General features: G+C 49.5%; 12 protein-coding genes. All 12 read right to left on the reverse strand.

The genetic code is table 11. The features are described 5' to 3' along the window. Positions 1-10: 10 nt before the first annotated feature. Complete coding sequence (locus tag AC0THY_RS03005; protein WP_489992993.1) at positions 11-1285, reverse strand: hypothetical protein; 1275 nt, start codon at positions 1283-1285, stop codon at positions 11-13. 85 nt (positions 1286-1370) lie between these two features. Beyond that, a complete protein-coding gene (locus AC0THY_RS03010) occupies positions 1371-2108 on the reverse strand; it encodes a type II secretion system F family protein (protein WP_489992994.1) in 738 nt (245 codons plus the stop codon). A gap of 25 nt (positions 2109-2133) precedes the next feature. Then, a complete protein-coding gene (locus tag AC0THY_RS03015; RefSeq protein WP_489992995.1) occupies positions 2134-3360 on the reverse strand; it encodes a TadA family conjugal transfer-associated ATPase in 1227 nt (408 codons plus the stop codon). After that, entirely contained in the window at positions 3353-4399 is a 1047-nt protein-coding gene (locus tag AC0THY_RS03020; RefSeq protein ID WP_489992996.1) for a P-loop NTPase family protein, read from the reverse strand. The genes AC0THY_RS03015 and AC0THY_RS03020 overlap by 8 nt, the downstream gene beginning before the upstream one ends. Next, the gene (locus tag AC0THY_RS03025) at positions 4396-4899 is read right to left on the reverse strand and encodes an A24 family peptidase (RefSeq protein ID WP_489992997.1); all 504 of its coding nucleotides are present in this window, start codon (positions 4897-4899) and stop codon (positions 4396-4398) included. Before AC0THY_RS03025 ends, AC0THY_RS03020 begins: the two co-directional genes overlap by 4 nt. 219 nt (positions 4900-5118) lie before the next feature. Next, on the reverse strand, positions 5119-5391 hold the full coding sequence (locus tag AC0THY_RS03030; RefSeq protein WP_489992998.1) for a pro-sigmaK processing inhibitor BofA family protein: 273 nt from the start codon (positions 5389-5391) through the stop codon (positions 5119-5121). Positions 5392-5464: 73 nt separating this feature from the next. Then, positions 5465-7417 carry a 1,4-alpha-glucan branching protein GlgB gene (gene glgB, locus AC0THY_RS03035; RefSeq protein WP_489992999.1) on the reverse strand — a complete coding sequence of 651 codons (1953 nt, stop codon included), beginning with the start codon at positions 7415-7417 and terminating at the stop codon, positions 5465-5467. A 41-nt stretch (positions 7418-7458) separates the two neighbouring features. Next, positions 7459-8817, reverse strand: coding sequence for an alpha-amylase family glycosyl hydrolase (locus tag AC0THY_RS03040; RefSeq protein ID WP_489993000.1), 1359 nt, complete (start codon positions 8815-8817; stop codon positions 7459-7461). 68 nt (positions 8818-8885) lie between these two features. Beyond that, on the reverse strand, positions 8886-9452 hold the full coding sequence (locus AC0THY_RS03045) for a TetR/AcrR family transcriptional regulator (protein ID WP_489993001.1): 567 nt from the start codon (positions 9450-9452) through the stop codon (positions 8886-8888). Positions 9453-9984: 532 nt separating this feature from the next. Next, positions 9985-12804, reverse strand: coding sequence for a hypothetical protein (locus AC0THY_RS03050; RefSeq protein WP_489993002.1), 2820 nt, complete (start codon positions 12802-12804; stop codon positions 9985-9987). Between the two features lie 1065 nt (positions 12805-13869). After that, positions 13870-14847 (reverse strand): InlB B-repeat-containing protein, encoded by a 978-nt coding sequence (locus AC0THY_RS03055; RefSeq protein ID WP_489993003.1) that lies wholly within the window; start codon positions 14845-14847, stop codon positions 13870-13872. 38 nt (positions 14848-14885) lie between these two features. Beyond that, the gene (locus tag AC0THY_RS03060) at positions 14886-17066 is read right to left on the reverse strand and encodes a S8 family serine peptidase (protein ID WP_489993004.1); all 2181 of its coding nucleotides are present in this window, start codon (positions 17064-17066) and stop codon (positions 14886-14888) included. Positions 17067-17197 lie beyond the last annotated feature (131 nt).

Raw genomic sequence — 17197 nt, forward strand, 5'->3', positions numbered from 1 at the left:
CGCTGCCCCGCTAAAATGCCATCATTGCCGGTATAATCAAGATCACCAGTACAACCACCAGCATCAGCATCATGGGGAGCAGCAATTTTGTCCCTGCCTCCTCCCCCAGCTTTCTGGCCGCATTTCTGCGCTCCTCCATACCCGCCTGAGCCTCACCCTCCAAGAGCTGGCCCAGACCCCTCGAACCCTTTTTCAGGTTCTGGGAGAGAATAGCTCCTAGTTTGATATATCTGAGTTCACCGCACCGCCTGCCAAAATTTTCGTAGGCTTGTGCCTCTCCGGTGCCGCTTCGCATCTCCCTGCAAGTGACCAGCATTTCCTCATACACATACCTAGGCTGCCTGCTCCGCCTTTCGCTGTACTCTGAGGCAATTTTTACAAAAGCGCCTTTTATGGTCATCCCGGCGCCCAACAGCATCGTTAGTTTAAAGAGCAGGTCAGGGTAGTCCAGGATCAACTGGTTTTTCCTCTGCTGTTCCAGCTTTTCCAATCTTTTATCCCTCTGCCAAAAGACAGCCAGCGCTGCTGCCGGAACCAGCATAATTAAGACAATGCCCTCACCTCCTTCCTGACTGGCCCAGCTCACACTCCGGCCGTCCACCTGCCGGGGCAGGCTCAGCGTATCCTCATGGATACTCTTTTCATCCGCCTTTGACACCTCATTTAGAAGTTCTGCCTCCAATCTCTCCCGGGGTGTCTTGACAGGTGGGTATATATGGGCATAACAGCTATACTCTGCCTCCTGATTTCCATATCTCATCAGCGCAGTCAGTTCCACCACCTCCCCCTCCTCACTTACTTCCTTTTCGATCTGTCCCTGGTCATTAAGCACATCCGGGGGTTCCATCACCCACTCCAGAGCCACCGTCCCGTCGTACATGGCTGTGGGGAGTGTCAGATCGCTGCGCACTTCATCCAATGTCTCATTTTGTCCCAGTATTCTCCGGTCCATATCCTCCATGATCTGCGCAAACATCTGCTGCACCTCTTTTTCTGTATATCTGCGTTCACTGATTTTCAGAGACATCTGCGCCTCCCCGGTCTCCCCTTCCACATAGGCAACCAGCTCCGTCTCCTGGTCACCCTGCCCGTAAGAGGGCCTCCTCACGCTCCAAAATTTCTCGCCTCCATCCGCTTCCGAAGCAGCCTGAATCAGCAGCACGACCCCCAGTCCCCAGAACAAAACCGCCATCGCTGCCGCCAGACTTTTGGCATAATGTTCCTCCAGAGTTACCCGTTTTTCCCCATATCCCAGGGCTTTCAGCCTCTCTTGCGTACGCCCCACGCGATCTCCTGTTTTCCTAATAGGAAGCTTTTTTATAATCCACAAACTGATAATATAGAATGGCTTTATCCATCTCTCCATACACCTACACCTCAATATCCACAATCTTTCTTCCCAACAGCCATGCCCCCACGTATGTCAGAAGACATCCCGTCATCACTGCGCATCCCGCCAGGCTGTGATACATTGTATCCAAAAATCCAGGAGACCCCAGTCCAACATAGGCCAGAATAAAAAGTGGGACTGCACTCATCACATTTTGTTCCAGTTTTCTGCTGGCAATGGTAACCTGAATCTCCCTGCGAGTCTCCTCTTTCTGCGTCATCACAAAAACGGTATTGCGTATAATTGCAATCAGATCACCCCCGCTCCTTCTGGCAGCCGTAAACACTTGGGCAAAGCTTTCAATATCCTCCGCCCGGCTGCGGTTTGCCAGATCCAGAAGCAGTCCCTCCAGAGGCCGGTTATAGGAGAGCTGTCGGGCAATCTGCTCGAACTCACGGACAGAATCTTCCTTAGGGGCAAACACTTTTCTGAGCTCCCCCACCGCCTCTATAAAGGCGTTTTCCACGGAATATCCTGCGCTCAGCGCATTGGAGACAGCCTGAATTCCAGTCAGGAATTGACTCTCCAGAGTCCGGAGACGCCGCCTTCTCAGGTTTCTGTTTTGTTCTTTTAGAAAGAGCACAAGCCCGGGAGACAGCACCGCAAATGCGATCCAGGACCGGTAAAAAAGCAGGCTCACAATTCCATCCAGGACAAGATAAAGTCCGGAATAAAAAGCCAATTCTCTTATTGAAAAACGATATTTTCCATAATCCAACAGCCCCTCTCCTTTCTCGTGCGTTTCACAGGCACAAGCCGGCATTTGCCAGTTTCTGTGTATGTTCTGGCTCAGCACACTGTACAAGCCTGCCGCGCACCCTCTGTGTATCTTTCTTTTCCTCCTCCCGGAAGATAAACAAGGGCTTTGTGAGAATCTCCTCCGTCTCATACCGGTAACCCGTCACCTCCACAATCTCCAGCACCTTTCGGGTCCGGTCACGCATTCTGCCCAGGTGTACCATTATATCTATACCGGAAGCGATCTGACGCCGAATGGCAGAGACCGGCAGCTCAATCCCCATCAATACCATTGTCTCAAGCCTGGAGAGCATGTCCCTCGGGCTGTTTCCGTGTCCTGTGCTCATGGACCCGTCATGGCCAACCTGAAAACTCTGAAGCATATCTACCGCCTCCCCGCCCCTGACCTCTCCCACAATAATCCTGTCAGGCCGCATTCGAAGGCTGGCTTTGATCAGATCTCTTATAGTAATCTCATGCTCTCCCTCCGTGTTACCTCTGCGTGCCTCCAGTCTCACCAGATTGTCCACCCCCTGAATCTGAAGTTCTGCGTTGTCCTCTATGGTTATGATCCGTTCCCCCTTAGGTATGTAGTCGGACAATGCGTTCAGAAATGTGGTTTTGCCGGAACCGGTACCTCCGCTGATAAAAATATTGTATCCCGCAATCACCATTTTCCTAAGCAATCCCACGGCCTGGGGCGTTACCGCCCCCCAATTGACCAGTTGTTGCATGGTCACCGGCTGATTCGGGAAACGCCTTATGGTAATAACCGGTCCATTCAGGGCTACAGGCGAAAGGACAATACTCACCCTGGCACCCCCCTCCAGTCTGGCGTCCGCAATGGGTACTGACTCATTCACAATGCGGTTACACCTGCCTGCAATCTGCTGTACCAGATCCTCAAGTTTTCCGGATGAGAAAAAGTTCTTCTTCCATTTTGTGATCAGACCCTTTCGCTCCACAAAAATCCCCTCTGTCCCGTTAACCATAATTTCCGTCACCTCATCGTCATCCAGAAGCTCCTGCAGCACGTCCAGCCTGCGCAGACTGTTAAAGAGCTCCTGCCCAAATGTCTGCCTCTGCTTCAGAGACAGATATCTCTCCTGCCCCTCCCGGCAGATCACATCATCGATCTCGGCACGTATCTGTTCATCCTCCAGGTCCCCCAGGAGCTCCAGTCTTTCCATGAGGCGTTTTCTCAGCTTTTCCACTATAATTCTCTCATTCACACTCTCCGACTCCCCGGATGGAAAATTCCCCATCTGTCTGTTCATCCCTTACCAGCTTTCTCACATAATCTCCCAGTTCACCCCAAATCAACTGTTCCACATAACGCTCCCCAGTGCCAAAGCTGCTGTGAAAGGGAAGCTTTATCTTTCTGATCCTCCCACTCAGATCCTCACATCCGCTAAGACTAAGCACCTTGTCAAACTGATGCAGTTTTGCAGCGGATATATTGTCCTCCTTCACAGGCATATAGACTACATGGCACCTGCCCAGCAAAGACAGGAACCCGTCCGCACTCTCATCCATATCCAGGATCACGGTATCATAGGCGCTGTATCCCTCAATGGCCTCCAAAAGTGTCTGCCAATCCTGACAGGAGACATTTTTCAGATCCTCAGGGGACAGAAACGGAGGAAGATAGTCCAGATTTTCAAAGCTCTGTACCAATGACTGCAGTTTATACACAAGCCCCTCCCCGCCCCTGGAAACGAAATACATCAAATCCGAAAGATCTTGGGTAAATTCCCTTTTCATCAGGCGTTCAAAGCCGGACCAGGGTTCCAGGTTCAGATACAAAACGCCTCTGTTTCTGGCCAATACCTGTCCCAACGTGAGAGCAAAGGAGGTTTTTAGCACTCTGCGGACCGGTGAGTAAACACCTATTACCCGCATCCTGCTCTTGAGTACCTGCGAAGGGCTTCCCACTGGGTCAGCGGCATATCGTTCCATCACTTCCCCTATCAAACTGTCCGATGCCTGATACTTGTAGACCGCGGGATACCCTGTCAGCTCCTCCAGCACCTCCCCCTCAGATAAAATCATAATCTTATCTATGGAAAGTTCCCTCACCCGCTCGCACATCAGCTGAGAGGCAATCAAAAGCAGGGTAATATGCTTCTTCCCGGCAAACTCACATAGACTGTTCACACTGGTAAACGCCTGTATTTCAAAAGAAGCACCCTGCCTTGTGTTTAAAAAATCTGCCAGCCGGCCCGCATACTCCGCCTCCGGATCACAGACTGCAAAGATTTCTTTTTTCAATAGACTCCTCCTGCATACAAGATCAAACTAAAAAGAACAGGTATCGAAAATGTAAAACTGCATTCCTTTCCCAACCCTATTCGGTAGGGAATCCATTTTTTAAATTGGATAAAGTTGCTGATATAAGCAAAGAAATAATGTAGACGCTGCCATAAGATACGGCGTCTGATCATAAGAAAGGCAGAGATGAGCGCTCCTGCCAGAAAAGAAACAGTGATACAGGCAAACACAGACCGGATACCTAGAAACCCTCCGATAACTGAGAAAAGTTTAATGTCGCCTGCTCCAAACATGCGAAAATAAAATAAAATTCCAAGAAGCAGAAGAGGAAATATGGCTCCGCCCAAAAAATCCAGAGCTCCGTAGATTCCCTTGTCCGTCAGTTGGAAACACCATCCGGCAGAAAGCCCTGCCACGATCAGAGCATTTGGAATCTTTCCTTTCCACAAATCCCAAAATACCGCCAGACAGCCAATGAATAAAAGAAACCACTTCTCCATGATTCACCGCCTTTGTCTTGATATCTGAATTATAAACCTTTTGAATCATTTTTTCAATAGTAAGTGATATACTTTTATATTTTTGTTAATTATAACCAAAAATGCTCAAAACTACCAGGTAATTTCCGGATATGACCCGGTCATTTTTGAAAAGTGACCCGGTCGGTTCCGAAAAAATAAGCGCGACGCCAAATGAAACACCAGCGCCGCACCTAATCCTCAAAAAAATTTGCATCCCGCAATTCCGTATAACATTGCCACTCCTGGAACCCCAAGGGTTCCTGCTGCCATCAGGCTGAAAGGGTTTAACCCCACTGCCACATCTACTCCTGCCTGCGCCAGTCCATAGTTGATTACCAGTATCAGAGCCACCCCAACCACCAGGCGGAGTACAAAGTTCATCAGTATCTCCTTTTTCTTCTGCCATCCCGCGATCAGCAGCACAATCCCGCAGGCCCCTGCCATCCAGACAATCCCCTGTCCCATCTCCATCTTCAGTTCCCGTCCGCCTTTTTATATCACTATATGCACGGGTGGGACAGCTTATGCGTAATGATCCGCCAGTCTAGAATTTAAACACCGCTGCCCCGTAAGCCGGAAGATCATATGCAAAGGAAAATGGCCTTCCATCGCACTCCTTCTTTACAGCACGGTATACCTCCGGCTGCTCTTTACCGCTTCCGCCAAATTCAATGGCGTCACTGTTCAGGATAAGACGGTACTGCTTTCTTCTGGGTACGCCCACCCGGTAGTCCGGCCTTGCCACAGGGGTGAAATTTACCACAAACAGCAGATTGCTCTTTCCGTCCTCCGAGTGGCGGATGAAGCTGAATATACTCCTGTCCCCGTCATTGGCATTCACCCACTCAAACCCATCCGGGGCATTATCCGCCTGGTACAGGGCCGGTGTCTTCCTATATAAATGCAAAAGTGCCCTTACATAGTTCTGCAGCTCCTGGTGTCTGGGCTCGCTCAGGAGATACCAATCCAGTTCTCTGGCTTCACTCCACTCCTGGAACTGTGCAAAATCCTGTCCCATAAACAGCAGCTTCTTTCCAGGATGTCCCATCATAAAAGAATAGCCGGCTTTCAGATTCGCAAACTTATCATCATAGAGACCAGGCATTTTGTTTATCATAGAACATTTCAAGTGCACTACCTCATCGTGTGAGAGCACCAGTATGTACTTTTCAGAGTAGGTGTAGCTCAGAGAGAATGTCATCTTGTGATGGTTGTATTTGCGGAAGTATGGGTCCAGTTTCATGTACTCCAGAAAATCATTCATCCAGCCCATATTCCACTTCATGGAGAATCCCAGGCCGTCCTCATCCGGCTTTCCGGTCACCTTCGGCCAGGCTGTGGATTCCTCGGCAATCATCATGGTTCCATGGTTGCGGCCCAGCACCACACTGTTTAAATGCTTGAAAAACTCAATGGCCTCCAGATTCTTGTTTCCCCCAAATTTATTGGGAATCCACTGGCCGTCCTCCCTGCCATAGTCCAGATATAGTATGGACGCCACCGCGTCCACTCTGAGGGCATCTACATGGAATTGCTCAACCCAAAACAGCGCGTTTGAAATCAGGAAGTTCTTCACCTCATTTTTTCCAAAGTCAAACACCTTGGTTCCCCAGTCCGGATGCTCCCCTTTTCTGGGGTCCGCATACTCAAAGATACAGGTACCGTCAAATTCAGCCAGTCCGTGGGCATCCTTTGGGAAGTGGGCAGGCACCCAGTCCAGAATCACACCGATCTTATTCTTGTGCAGATAATTCACCAGATACATAAAATCTGCCGGGCTGCCATAGCGCGCAGTGGGGGCGAAGTACCCTGTCACCTGATATCCCCAGGAACCGTCAAAGGGATGCTCCGCGATGCCCATGAGCTCCACATGAGTATAGCCCATGTCCTTCACATAGTCCACAATGGCATGCGCAAACTCCTTGTAATTATAGAATCCGTCCTCATCGCCGTCCACCAGAGGATGCTTTTTCCAGGAGCCCGGATGTACCTCATAGATAGAGATAGGCATCTTGTTTACATCCTGCTCCTCCCTGGACTTGATCCAGGCCGCATCCCCCCATCGGAAGTTGGAAATGTCTGCAATCCTGGATGCATTTCCGGGACGCATCTCCGATGCATTGGCAAAAGGGTCCGCCTTGTAGAGTTTTCTGCCATCCTTGGCATGGATCATAAACTTATACATCTGCCCCGTCTGTGCTCCTGGCACAAATGCCTCATAGATACCCAGGGGTTCCAGCCGTTCCATAGGGATGCTCTCCTCGTCCCAGCCATTGAACTCTCCGATCAGATTCACTTTTTTTGCGTTCGGCGCCCACACTGCAAAGTAGACGCCATTCTTCCCTTTTTTCTTTGTCTTATGTGCTCCCAGCTTTTTGTAAATATCGTAGTGGGTTCCCTGCCCGAACAAATACTGATCCAGGTCTCCCACCCTCAGAGAATCATCTTTTACCACCACTTTTTTACTCTGTTGTTTTACTGTCTTTTTTTCAGCCATAAGCCCACCTCTAAATTATTTTTATCAGTAACGTTATAGTCCTACTGGTTCGTTACCTTTATCACAATGCTGCCGCATGCGTTCAGTTCAGCACAAATCTTTCCTCCCTCAACGGAAATCTCCTCACCGGTAAAAGCATCCGTACACGCCTTTGCCTCCATGGGAAGGGGAATCTGGATCTTGGCCGGCTGCTCATCATTATTGACCGCAACCACCACTGCCTCGTCCCCCAATATTCTGGCAAAAGCATATTGGCGGTTTGTGAGCACAAGCTCTCTGTATCTGCCCTCCGCCAGAGCCTCATTTCCTTTTCTCAGCTCACCCAGAGCCTTAATATGCCTGGTGAGCTCAGGATTTGGATTCTCCTTTTCCATCTTCTCCAGCACAATCCTGGGCCGCAGGCCGTCATCGCTCGTCCCCTCCTTTTTTCCCTCCACGCCCCACTCAGCGCCATAGTATAAGGAAGGAACCCCTGGGAGTGTGTACAGAAGTGTGTAAACCGGAAAGACATGCTCTTTGTTGGTCAGCTTACTTGTTATCCGGTCCACATCGTGGTTATCCACAAAGGAGTACAGGGTCCTGCCCCGGTAAATCCCGCCGTTTTCATCGAACTCTCTGCGTATGGTATGGGCAATCTCGAAATAATTGTGGTCATTATGTCCGGAATACAGCCCTTTGTGCAGCTCATAGTTGGTGACAGAGTGCAGCATCTCATCATTTGCCCACCTGCTGTAATCCCCATGGATCACTTCCCCCATCAGCCAGAAATCTGCTTTGGCCTGGGAAGTCATGGCCCTCATCTCCTTCATAAAATCAAAGTCCAGACAATCCGCGCAATCCAGTCGGATACCGTCAATGTCAAACTCATCAATCCAGAACCGAATTACATCCAGCAGATAATCCCGGACTTCCCTCTCCCACAGGTTTAGGTTCACCAGCTCGAAGCAGTTGCGCCACGCCTCATAGCCAAACCCATCATTGTAGGGATTATTTCCTCCAAAGTTTATTCCCTTATACCATTTGCAGTAAGGGGAGCCCTCCCTCTTTTCCTGGATATCCCGAAAAGCAAAAAACTCTCGCCCGGTATGGTTGAATACCCCATCCACAACCACCTTAATTCCCGCTTCATGTGCCAGAGCCACAAATCTCTTAAAATCATCATTGTCTCCCAGCCGTCTGTCCACCAGCTTATAATCCCTGGTGTCATAACCGTGGGTTGTGGATTCAAACAGGGGGCCTATATAAATGGCAGAACAGCCGATCTCCCGAATATGCTCAATCCAGGGGAACAACTCCTGAAACCGGTGTGTAACCTCATTTTCCCTGTTTTCCTTCGGGGCTCCAGTCAATCCCAGGGGATAAATGTGGTAAAATACTGCCTCGTTGTACCATGCGCTCATAAATCTTACCTCCTAAATATACGCCTGAACGTATTCATGTCTTTCAAAATATTGCCTTATTATGCCGTCTATGAGTAAATTCCATACATAAATTGATCAACCAATGCTCTCTTTGTTTCCTCGCTGACCTCCTGGCTTCCCGTGCACATAATCAAAATGTACTGGTTTAGAATACCCACAAACCCGATGGCAAACTGTCTCTGCCTCCCCCGGATATTCCCCAGCTTGGGCGTAGCCTCCTCAAAAAAACCGATAATGGTACCGTAAAACTCCTGCATCCAGGGCTGGATTGCCGTGTAGGCCTCATTCTCCTTTGCGGAATAAAAAAGCGCCATCATCAGCATATACATTTTACGGTTAGCATTGGCAATATCAATCAGTGTGCCTGCCATCCGGTACAATGTCTTGGGAACATCCCCGTCATACCGGGCCGCGTTTTTCATCTCAGCAATGAGCTGGGTAAACTTTGTATCCAGCAGGGTCTTTAAAAGACCGTACTTGCTGCCAAAATAATAGTACAGCGTGGGCTTTGTAATGCCAGCTGTCTCCGCAATCTCCTGAACCCCCACTGCATCGTATCCCTTGGCATAAAAGAGGTCAAGGGCACATTCCATGATTCGTTCTTTGTTATCCATAGCCAGCCTCCTTTAGCTCATTATACCGTTCGGTATATAATATGTCAAGAGAGCAAATTTGCTATGGGGTGGTGTGGGAAGTGCAGGGCACTTTACCGTGTCGCTGGGACTTTCTAAAGGGCTGGAAAACGCTTAAACCATTAAAAGCGTGGCAGCCATTATTCACAGAGTAGTGGCAGGCAGGAGGGAGGGAAATGGGTCCGTAGGCTGCATGTAGTGAGCTGAGGACTTACTTAAGGGGCAGGGACTGCGGTCAGCAAAAACGGGGCCTTGGACCCGAGAGAGGCATTGTCTGAGCCGCGTTTGCATCAGGCAAACGGGGCGAGTTGCCGAACGCTTTTAGCGTATCGAGCAGTCCCTGGCCCTTTAGTAAGTCCCAGCGACACGATAAAGCAGCCGCAGGACCCATTTCCCTCCCTCCTGCCGTTCAACTCCCACAAAAAAAGGAGCCACCTTACTACGGCAACTCCTCCAAATGTATCTTATCAACCTATTTGTTGCAATCCACGCTCGGCAATTTCTCAGACTACAACTACATCTTAAAGTCTTTCTCATAAAGTATAATCCTGTCGTCCTCGTCATACCGTTTTTTGCTCAGAATCATTCCCAGCTTCCGGAATCCAAAGCGCTCTGAGTGACGGATGGCCTTGTCGATAATCTCTTTTACGTCCGTCACGGTTACCGGATGCTCAGGTGTCTGCAGCTCCCCTATGCGATTGTACAGCGCCAGGGTTGCCATGTTGTCTATCTTGTAATCCTCGTCAAAGGCGTATGTCTTTCCAAAGGATACCAACTCGTCGTTTGTAAAGATAGGGATGTTTACCTCTGAGGTAAATTTCTCCGCAAATTCCGGATGCCGCTCAAACAGGCCTTTTAACAGCTTTTTCTCATCCTCCAGGATGATTACCAGACCATCTGTCCGAAATTCCATGGCTGTGGTCATCTGCTTTACAATCTCATCCTTCAGGTCCGCCGCTTCCTCGATGATCAGCGTCCCTCCCGCGATCTTTGCGATGGTGCTGGGAATATCCTTATTGTTGAAATCCTCAGCATAGATCTTGGCAATTCTGGCGCTGGTCTCGCCCTTGCTCTTGCTCAGGACTTTGGCAAACCGGATTCCCAAGGTGGTCCTTCCGCTTCCGGGGTCTCCCGTCACTACGATATTTCCACTCCTTGAGGTCTTATCCATCTTTACTTTTTTCTTTGCCTCACTTAGCGCCATTGCGATCTGCTCCCGCAATCCTGCAATTGAGGAAAAGTATGAAAAGATATACTGCTCATCCTGCGTAAGCTTGGGTGCCACAGGTGGTTCCGGCTCCAGAGGCGGAACCGGCTGGGGCGCCGGCTGCTGGTTTCTCGGCTTCATGTCTGATACACCTGCTGCGCGCTCTAAGGCTGCTGACAGATCTATGGTGTCTCCAGTGACTGCAGCTGAACCACTCTGTACCGCACCTGATGCTGCATTCATACCTGCAGTTGTTGCCAGGGGTGGTTCCACGCCCACGTCAGATGACACTCCCTGGGCCTGCGGCACTGGGGTTCCCACTGACGCTCCCTGGACTGGCGGCACTGCAGCTCCTGCTGGCACTCCCTGAACCGGCGGCACTGCGGCTCCTGCTGGCACTCCCTGAAACGGCGGCACTGCGGCTCCTGCTGGCACTCCCTGGGCCGACGGCACGGCTGCTCCTGCCGGCACTCCCTGAAACGGCGGCACTGCGGCTCCTGCTGGCACTCCCTGGGCCTTGGGCACTGCAGCTCCCACTGATGCTCCCTGAACTGACGGCACTGCCGCTCCTGCCGGCACTCCCTGGGCTTGCGGCACTGCAGCTCCCACTGACGCTCCCTGAAACGGCGGCACTGCGGCTCCTGCCGGCACTCCCTGGGCCTGCGGCACTGCTGCTCCCACTGACGCTCCCTGAGTCGATGTCACATCTGCTCCTGCCGGGGTTCCCTGAGCGGACGACACGGCGGCTCCTGCCGGCACTCCCTGGACCGGGGCTAAATCCGCTCCCGCCACTGCGCTCTGCACTGGCGTTTCGCTGGCTCCTGCCGGGATACTCTGTTCCTGAACAGTGTCTGCTGCTGTACTGTTTGCAGCTACGTTCTGTCCATTATCCACACTTTGATCTGCAGCCTGGGCCTCTGACGGAACCGTGTTGGTGTTCTGGCCTGCGGCTGTCTCCGCTGCCATTGTGGTCAGAATATCGTCTATTGATAACTGTCCCGGAAGCTCTTCCTCCTTCAGGATAGTGCTGTCCGTATTTACAGAATCGTCATAGCTCTCATCATCCAAAAACGGCTTGTCGTTCATTGGCTCAATGATGTCATCATCGCTCTCCTTCACTGTCATTCCTGCCACGATCTCTCTCATGCTATTGGCCAGCTCTTTCTGAAGGTCCTCTGTATTGAAGGATGGAGCGGAATTGGGGATGTTTGTCATTTGCGGCGCGACTGGCTGAGCCTGCCCCTCACTGCCAAATACCTGGGTATCTCCAAGTCCGATCTTTCCAGACATAGATGGATTGGTACCTGGGTGGAAGCGCCAGTCCTCATCCTGGTCTTCCCGCTTTGCCTCCGCCTCTGCTGCGTGCTGTGTCACTGCCTGGGCCAGCTCCCTCTGGGTTTCAGTGATGATATGGTCTGTAATGGCCTCCTCCTCAGAGCTGGGCATTTTCTCAAGGATCACTTTCTCAATCTCTGGCACTGCTGCATCCACCAGCTCAGATTTGGATGGCATGTGCTCATCCTTGTGGTCATAGATTGCCTGCTGCACCGGAGTCAGCGGAGACATGGAGCTCTTCAGCTCCAGAGCCTTGATCACATATTTCCCCTGGCGGAACCACAGGACAAGATCATCGCACTCCTCCACGCATTTCTGGATCAGTCCTGCCTTATAGTACAGCTTTGCCAACTCATAGGCCCATTTCTCTGTGTACTCTTTCTGCTTATACTCCTCCAAAATTGCAATCTGGTCTTCAAGGGATGACCCTCTTCCCCGGTAAATCTTATATTTCAATACAAAACGTGAGTTGTCGTTAGGAGCTGCGTTCACAAATTCACTGTAGTACTCCACGGCCTCGTCAAACTCCCGCATCTTGATGGCAACCTCTGTCAGACGGTAAAGTACAATACGTCCCAGCTGGGATCTGCGGTATGCACGCAACAGAATTGCCTTACTGTCCTCCAGGCGGCCGTTTGCCTCATAGATCTCACTGATCATGCAAAGGGTTCTGGCATTACGTACCCTTCTCCAATCAATGGTATCTGCAATCTGGGCCGCGTCCTCATAATTTTCGTTCTCAACCAGCCTGTTGATTTCCTCCAGCTTGAGATTGTATTCGTATTTATCCAATTCTTTCACCTCTAAGTGTATTCTATCTCATCACATAGTTGGTTTAAGTTTATCATACCTCATTTTATATGTCAAAGCCTAAGCTCTTTTCCGGTTTTGGTAAAAACTTGGAAGGGTTACTGTTTAAACCCTTCGAGTGCAAAAAAGAAAGCTGTTACCGGTTCACCAACTCGTTCACCTTGCAACAGCCTTCTATTTATAATATTCAATTTTTTATCTGTTTTTAATCGGAGGTTCTTAATTCTACTGTTTCCTGCTTTCTATATTAAATCATTTTTAATATTGAAATTTACGTGTCCTACAAAGCTTTCGACTATATTTCTCAAATATTCATCTTCTATACTTTCTTCTATATAAGTCCTTTTGATAAATGAAAGTCATTTCACTACCTTTTGTGTCTTATACAAATTACTCATATTTTTTAAGTTCTGTTTCTTTACACAAAACTTAAAAACCTTTGAGCACTGTGGTAATTCCTTCAATATGATGGCTATCTTCTTTATCTCTCTGATCCAGTGTCTTCTCTCCGATTTATCTATACTATATTCGACCATTACTGGTTTTTAAATAAGATAAAGGTCTTTTCCGCAGGAAACCTCTGCCATACCACATTCATATTGAACTGTTTTTATCTCGATACTGTCCACGGGACTCGACCTCCTCCTTTCGTAATCTTTTCATAATTACTTGATATTCAACAATAATCATGTCTTAAATCTCATTACCATCCAAAATTTCTCGTCTTTTGAAAAGTAATTGGAAGTTTTTAAGTACATGTTTTGTTGTTGTCATTATAATAGCACTCACTTGCGTTTTTGTCAACACTATTTTCAACTTTTTTACCTTTTATTTAATTTTCTTAATTTTCTGACTATTTATCGTGTCTTTTCCTATTATCTTCGATAATAATCAGATAATTATACAAGACTAGCAAGTGCGCAGAAACCGTTCCAGCGGCACACCCCAGGGAATCCTGCCAAAGCGTAGCACTCATACCCCTGAAAACACTGACCGCCATGCAGGCCCGTTTTCCAGGGGTATAATATTTTATTATGATTTTCTTTATTACTTTGTCTTACATTTCACTGCTTTGCTCCACTTTCCATAGACTCGGTTCCCCACTGAGTCTGTCCTAAAAGCCCTTACCTTTACAAAATAGTTCTTTCTGTGTTTCAGAGCATAGACTGTACAGTCCGCTTTCTTATAGATCAGCTTTTCCGCATTTTTCATCTTTTTCTTGGCGGAATAAGCGATCTGGTATCCGATATCCCCGGGATTGCCTGCACTTTTTTTGATTTTGATTCGGATGGAGCCTTTACCGGGCTTTACGGAGCGTATCTTTGCACTGTATACCTTTACCTTGGACCAGTGGGCATAGCAGGTCATGTTTCCATTACACGGGGTAGTTGCCGTCACCTTTGAGCCTCCCCTGGCCTTGGTAAACCACCCTGTAAATTTATACCCCCTCCGGAAAGCCTGGGGCAGTGCATTGCCAAGCGTGCTCCCCGCACTGCAGGTAATTTCGGTTCCCCCGGCTGTTCCGCCGTTCCCAATGAATTTCACTGTATACTTCGTCCCACCCACAGAGTTTCCCGGCTGCTTGGTGGGTGTCTGCGGCGTGTCTGTGTTGTTCTGCTGTGGTTCCTGCGCTTTGACCACCACATCATAGTATTTTGTACAGTTATTGTAAATGTACCTGGTCTCATAATGTCCGCTGGACACATACCCGTCATACCCCGGAACCCAGATCTGATAGGTCTTAACCGCTGATGTATAGCAACGGACAGTGGCTCTCCCTGGTGCAAGTCCGGTGACCATACACGTTGTCCCGTTTCCAAAGATGGACACTACATCGGAGTCGACGGTGGACCAGGATTTGTTTACAATCCCTCCATTGTAATAATTTGTGTCCGATATGCTGATGGTCTGCCCCACCTTGACGCTGAAATCTGCCCGCACCTCCATACCGCCGCACCACAAACAGGTAAACATCAGGGCAAAGAACATTCCTGACAGCCACTTCGCTCTACTCTTTGCTTTCATTCTCCTATTCCCTCCCGTCTTCAGACAGAATCCACAGCTTATACCTTTTTCACTGCACTGTATTTGCCGTAAATCTTATTCTTTGCTGAATCCAGCTTGTAGGCCCTCACTTTTACAAAATACCGGGACTTTTTCAAGCTCTTAATGGTCTTGCTGGTGCCTTTTATGAAAATTGTCTTTTTATTTTTCTTAATTTTCTTGTCCGCTGCATAGACGATCTGGTAACCATCCGCCCCAGATACTTTTTTCAGGCTGATCTTCATCTTCTTATTGGATATTCTGACGGCAGCCTTTATGACTGCTTTTTGGGGCTTGGCAATCTTCTTCCACTTTGCGTACAGGGTGTATCCCGAAGCACTTTTTGTGATAGAAGTAATTTTTTTGGTCTTCGCGGCATTTGTATACCATCCCATGAACGCATAGCCTTTTCTGGCAGGGCTTTTCAGTTTCACAGCCTTACCGGTATAGTAGGCAGGATTGTCCTTGTGGTTTTTTCCTCCTCCCAACACATAGGTGATAGGGCATCCCACGGTTACGGTACAAACCGCGCTCACTCCCTGGGAGGACACTGTGATAACAGCCGTCCCCTGGGCCACGCCTCTGACATTGCCCGCCGCGTCCACACTGGCCACCCCGGGATTTGAACTTGTATAAGCCACTGCGCCTTCCGCATTTGCCGGCTGCAGTACAGCGGTGATCTTTCTCGTCTCACCGATGCCCAGCTGTAATGAGGCGGCGCTCAGCTGGATTCCTGTTGGTTTGGGGAGTACATACTGTAGGGCTTTTTCCGCATTGATCAAACCCGCGCCTGTATACTCGTCCTCCCCTGGTAAATATAAGTCCGTTGCTGTATTCTTGAGAGCAGTCTTCACCTGGCTGGGCGTTATGGAAGGATTCGCCGCATAGAGCATGGCCGCTACACCGGTTGCAGACGCGGATGCCATGTCCACTGAGTACTCCCATTTATCATACCCCACTCCCAGATATGCCTCCCCATAGTCCGAAAGCGGTTCATCCAGAGGATTTGTGGTCACAATTCCTTCCCCCGGTGCACAGATATCCACGTGCTCTCCATAGTTGGATTCTCCGCCATCCTCTTTCTGTGAATCAGTAAAATCAGAGCAGGCAGCCACGCCTATCGTTGTGTCAAAGGCAGCCGGATAGCACACCTGATTGTCATCCGAGCTGGGTACCCCCACAGAGCAGACCAGAGTAATATTCTTATCGTAGGCTTCCTTGCATTTTGTCTGGAACGCCTCATCCACATAGGTAATCCAGTCGCTCATGTTGATGACCTTTGCTCCCTTCTCAATGGCATATGTGATGCCGGCGCAGAAGTCTTCACTTGTCACCCAAAAGAAACTAGTAAAGCCCAGGTCATACGTCTTCCATACCTGAACGGAGAACATATCCAGTATATTATTCTTTCTCCCGGCTGCCACTCCCGTAATCCCTGTGCCATTGTTGGAGGTAGCGCCAATAACGCCACACATACCAGTACCGTTGTAGAGAGAGTCTGTTGGACGCTGTATGATCTCTCCGCCATTTACATTCACGCACAGGCTCTTGTTCAGATTGGCCTGCAGATCCGGGTGCTTTGTGTCACATCCGCTGTCCAGCACAGCAACCCTCACCTTGCTGGTGCTCCTTCGGTCCAGAATATCCCACGCCTCAAAAGTGTGTATTTTGTTGAGATACCACTGTTCGGACACATAGGTGTCATTTGTAGCTGAAGCGGTACGTGCACTGGGCTGGCTGCTCCTGTTCTCCCTCTGTACCTGCTTCTGCTCTGGTTGCTTTTGCTCCGGCTTTTTCCTCCGGGTATAACAATAGTTCGGCTGAACAAAGGTAATGCCTTCGTACTCCCCGTACATCTCCACCGCTTCCTCCACCGTCTGAGAATCCGGAAGCTCTACAGTTGCCATGACACCATCTCCCATGGGGAGCAGTCTGCTGCACTCGCCTCCCAGTTCCTCTATGGATGCTCTTATCTGCGCTTCCCCCATGCTCTGATTAAAAGCCGCAAGCACCTCACCCGGCATATAGGACATTTCCTCTGAAATATCCGTCAGAACAGCTTGTATGCTCCCATCCTGTGATTCCGCCACGGCCAGCTCTTCTTGATCTCTGTCGGCCGCTAAGGCTGCCACGGGCATGGAAGTTACGCACACTGCGCAGCAAACTGCCAGCGCAATCCCTCTTAATATGTTACTTTTCATAACCAGCACCTCCAAATGTTTTTTCATTTACCTGCAATTCTTTACATGCTCCTGTCTCAGGTACCTCCTTTCAATATTTTTCATCCCTGCAGGCCCCGCAGAGCCCAGGTGCGGCATCACATAATTTGTAT

Source organism: Ruminococcus sp. 8Y-12, assembly GCF_058119865.1.

Coding starts and splice junctions, on each gene's coding strand:
- AC0THY_RS03030 (WP_489992998.1), bottom strand. CDS start 5,391: ATGGAGATGGGACAGGGGATTGTCTGGATGGCAGGGGCCTGCGGGATT.
- glgB (WP_489992999.1), bottom strand. CDS start 7,417: ATGGCTGAAAAAAAGACAGTAAAACAACAGAGTAAAAAAGTGGTGGTA.
- AC0THY_RS03060 (WP_489993004.1), bottom strand. CDS start 17,066: ATGAAAAGTAACATATTAAGAGGGATTGCGCTGGCAGTTTGCTGCGCA.
- AC0THY_RS03040 (WP_489993000.1), bottom strand. CDS start 8,817: ATGAGCGCATGGTACAACGAGGCAGTATTTTACCACATTTATCCCCTG.
- AC0THY_RS03045 (WP_489993001.1), bottom strand. CDS start 9,452: ATGGATAACAAAGAACGAATCATGGAATGTGCCCTTGACCTCTTTTAT.
- AC0THY_RS03055 (WP_489993003.1), bottom strand. CDS start 14,847: ATGAAAGCAAAGAGTAGAGCGAAGTGGCTGTCAGGAATGTTCTTTGCC.
- AC0THY_RS03025 (WP_489992997.1), bottom strand. CDS start 4,899: ATGGAGAAGTGGTTTCTTTTATTCATTGGCTGTCTGGCGGTATTTTGG.